Consider the following 3,053-nt stretch of genomic DNA (forward strand, 5'->3'; position numbering starts at 1 on the left):
CCTCGATGCTGCGCACAAGAGCGATGTCGACAAGCTACAGTCGGGTACCGCGCCAGTAGACGTACCTTATGCAGACATGCAGAAGGCAGCCCATGCCGATGCGGTCAGTCTGTTCGGGGCTTACGCCAAGGACGGCGACAACACCGCCCTGAAATCCTTTGCGGCCGAAACTTTGCCGACACTCAAGATGCATCAGGAGATGATTCAAAAGGTCGCAACGTCGGCGCCTACTTCTGACGGCACCACACCGGCAGTCACCAGCGGCGCCACCAATCCGACGGCTCCTGCTCCCGGCGCCAACAGCTTTACCGAAGCCCAGGCAAAGAGCGCGATCGAAAAGGTTGGCTACTCCGACATCTCTAGTCTGACGAAGGACGACCAAGGCATCTGGCGCGGAACCGCGAGCAAGGACGGCAAGTCCACGCCGATCGCGCTCGACTACCAAGGCAACGTTGTTGCCGGCACCAAGTGATAAGAAGCGAGGACAATCAGATGAAAACCGTAACAGGACTGTTCGACAATTATGACGATGCCAATGATGCCGTTGGCGAACTCGTAGCCACCGGCGTCCCGCGCGATGACATCAGCATTGTGGCCAACAACGTGACCGGCTGGCACAAGGACGAGGAAACTGAAGCCGGCGAGGACGCGGCCACCGGGGCTGGCGTCGGCGCCGTCATTGGGGGTGCCGGCGGCCTGGCAACCGGCCTCGGCCTGATGGCCATTCCTGGGGTCGGACCTGTTGTTGCAGCTGGGTGGCTGGCTGCCACTGCTGTCGGCGCGGTCGGCGGGGCCGTGGTCGGTGGTGCTGCCGGCGGCATCATCGGCGCAATGACAACAGCCGGCGTTCCTGAAAATGACGCCCATGTCTACGCGGAAGGCGTTCGTCGCGGCGGGACGATGGTCACTGCCAGGGTCGAGGATAATCTTGCGCCGAATGCCGAACAGATCCTCAGGCAATATAATTCGGTCGATGTCGCTGGCAGGCGCAATGAATATGAAGCTGGCGGCTGGACCGGTTTCGACCCGAACGCCGACGTCTATACCGGAGAAGACCTGCAGCGGGCTAGACGTGCACGCGATCTTTGATGCGACTCGCAGGGCGGCCAAATCGCCTCGAATGGCGCCGATTGCTTTACTGTGGAGGAACGAAAATGGGTGATGATAAAAGCAAACGAGACTTTCGTGACCGAGATCGTATATCGGCGGACGAGGACTATGAGGTCGAGTATTTCGCCAATAAGACCGGCATCACCCCTCAGCAAGTGAGGGACCTGATCGCAAAGCACGGCAACAGCCGCGAGACACTGGAACGGGAAGCACAGGCTCTGCGAGGCCGGTCTTAAGGACGGTGTCCGAACTGGCTCTGGAAACCGCAGCGGGCCGGTTTGGGCGTCGCGAAAATTGGCAATGCTAGATCCTCGCGTCACCACCTTGATTTTATTAATTTTTTCTATTTGGGAGGTTGGCTACAATCTTGTTGCGGGGGGCAAGCGGATGGAAAGCTTTCGGGTCGAATTGATGAACGGCAAAAAGGTCGTGCGAAGCGCCGTGCACGCGGTGGTAATGCATCCCTGCCTGGGAAAGCCTCGGGAAGGCCGTGCATCAGGGTCAGACCTGCTGCAGGCGGAAAAACCCAGCGTGTTTCACGTTCGAAGAGGCGGGCAATTAACCTAAACCACATTCCCGGCATGAGTTTGCACCTTAGCAGGGAAGCTAGCCGCCTAATTTTCGCGATAATCTTGACGAGTGGCGCCGCGGGCACGCCTGTCTGAAGATCCGAGTTGGTAGGGCGGCACGCATGAACTCAGTCACTCTTGTAGGTTACCTGGCACCGTCTGCTCCATGACCAGCTTTACGCCTCAGGCCTGGAAGATCATAAAACGCGAGACACGGGCGGGTCTCCGTGGTTAGCCTTCGGCATCATGAAGCTAGAATGGCCCATCATCATAACCGACGGCGTGTGCCTTTTGCTGTTCTGCCTCGCGATGAGAAGGATGAAGTTGCCGATAGTCTTGATCCGGATAAGTGACGCGCCCGTTCCAGCAGGAAGGCCACCGCCCAATAAGAGGTGCGAATGACCCACATCGCAACTTTCAATGTAAACGGCGTCAACGGTCGGCTGCCGGTGCTTCTCAGGTGGCTGGATGAAACCAAATACGACATCGTTTGCCTTCAAGAACTCAAAACATCTGACGAAAAGTTTCCGCTGAGGGCGATCAGCAACGCCGGATACGGCGCCATCTGGCACGGCCAGAGGTCCTACAACGGCGTGGCAATCCTTGCCCGCGGGACCGATCCCGTAGAACTCCGGCGCGGCTTGCCTGGCGATCCCGACGATACGCACAGCCGCTATATCGAGGCCGATGTAAACGGGCTTGTGGTTGGCTGTCTCTATCTGCCCAATGGTAATCCAGCGCCTGGCTCTAAATTCGACTATAAGCTCGGCTGGTTTGAAAGGCTCATCAGCTACGGTCGGTCGTTGCTTGAAGCCGGTAGGCCAACCGTCCTCTGCGGCGATTATAATGTGGTTCCGACCCCACGCGATGCGGTCGTGCCAAGGCGATGGATCGGCGATGCTGTGTACTTCCCTGAAAGCAGGGACGCCTACAGCCGGATGCTCGCGCAAGGATGGATCGATGCCGTTCGTCATACTCATCCAGAGAGCGCCATCTACACCTACTGGAACTTCTCCTATAGCGGCGGATATGACCGAAGTTCAGGACTTCGAATGGACCACCTTCTGGTGAGCCCTTCCCTCTCTTCCCATTTGCGGAGTGCCGGCGTCGATGTGGAGACACGCGGATGGGAGAAGCCAAGCGATCACGCGCCGGCTTGGATCGAAATCGATGCGCAGCACGGCGGCGACCTTGCCTCAATCGGGTTAATGGCTTGCCATTGAAGGATGGCCAGGTGCATCCCTCCATTCGAGTGTGATGGTGAGGTGCAGATGGTGTCGGCCTACTTCATCACAAACGTTGAATTCGAAGGCGCGTTTGGTGCCGTCCGGATGTGATTCCCTAATGATCGCTGCGAGGGCTCGCAGTCCTGCC

Annotated in this window: 5 protein-coding genes; all 5 read left to right on the forward strand. The window is 58.2% G+C overall.

Features of this window, described 5'->3' with window-relative positions; translation table 11 throughout:
- Positions 1–472 (forward strand): DUF4142 domain-containing protein (locus ACXJ7R_RS28805; RefSeq protein WP_457154794.1); only part of this gene is annotated, 472 nt, incomplete at its 5' end.
- A 20-nt stretch (positions 473–492) separates the two neighbouring features.
- Positions 493–1,089, forward strand: a complete 597-nt coding sequence (locus tag ACXJ7R_RS28810) for a hypothetical protein (RefSeq protein ID WP_457154795.1) — start codon at positions 493–495, stop codon at positions 1,087–1,089.
- A gap of 65 nt (positions 1,090–1,154) precedes the next feature.
- Entirely contained in the window at positions 1,155–1,346 is a 192-nt protein-coding gene (locus tag ACXJ7R_RS28815; RefSeq protein WP_457154796.1) for a DUF3606 domain-containing protein, read from the forward strand.
- A 64-nt stretch (positions 1,347–1,410) separates the two neighbouring features.
- Positions 1,411–1,677 carry a hypothetical protein gene (locus ACXJ7R_RS28820; protein ID WP_457154797.1) on the forward strand — a complete coding sequence of 89 codons (267 nt, stop codon included), beginning with the start codon at positions 1,411–1,413 and terminating at the stop codon, positions 1,675–1,677.
- A gap of 400 nt (positions 1,678–2,077) precedes the next feature.
- The gene (gene xth, locus ACXJ7R_RS28825; protein ID WP_457154798.1) at positions 2,078–2,902 is read left to right on the forward strand and encodes an exodeoxyribonuclease III; all 825 of its coding nucleotides are present in this window, start codon (positions 2,078–2,080) and stop codon (positions 2,900–2,902) included.
- The last annotated feature ends 151 nt before the right edge of the window (positions 2,903–3,053 follow it).

It is taken from the genome of Mesorhizobium sp. P5_C1, from assembly GCF_054049815.1.

What these genes read in the sequence shown, in the direction of transcription:
- ACXJ7R_RS28810 (WP_457154795.1), top strand. Translation starts at nt 493, where the DNA reads ATGAAAACCGTAACAGGACTGTTCGACAATTATGACGATGCCAATGAT.
- ACXJ7R_RS28815 (WP_457154796.1), top strand. Translation starts at nt 1,155, where the DNA reads ATGGGTGATGATAAAAGCAAACGAGACTTTCGTGACCGAGATCGTATA.
- ACXJ7R_RS28820 (WP_457154797.1), top strand. Translation starts at nt 1,411, where the DNA reads ATGCTAGATCCTCGCGTCACCACCTTGATTTTATTAATTTTTTCTATT.
- xth (WP_457154798.1), top strand. Translation starts at nt 2,078, where the DNA reads ATGACCCACATCGCAACTTTCAATGTAAACGGCGTCAACGGTCGGCTG.